1 pseudogene is annotated in these 246 nt (G+C 43.1%); it reads left to right on the forward strand.

The features are described from left to right. Window positions 1-246, forward strand: a pseudogene (locus HC723_RS17270) (IS3 family transposase); the annotation flags it as partial.

A 246-nucleotide genomic window follows, 5' to 3' on the forward strand; every position in this document is an offset into this window, starting at 1 on the left:
CTTCACTATCGGGCGTTATCGTACTCGCACCATCATGCGTAAGTTAGGTCTTGTTGTGCGTCAGCGTCGAGCTTATAAAATCACCACCAAGCGGAAACATAGTGATAGCGTTGCAGATAATATATTAAAACAACAATTTAATCCTACAGTGCCCAATCGTATTTGGGCCGGAGATGTTACTTATCTGAGAACCAATCAAGGTTGGATGTATCTGGCTGTAGTCATGGATTTACATTCACGCCGGAT

This window comes from Vibrio sp. S11_S32 (assembly GCF_014694465.1).
GTDB classification, from domain to species: domain Bacteria; phylum Pseudomonadota; class Gammaproteobacteria; order Enterobacterales; family Vibrionaceae; genus Vibrio; species Vibrio algicola.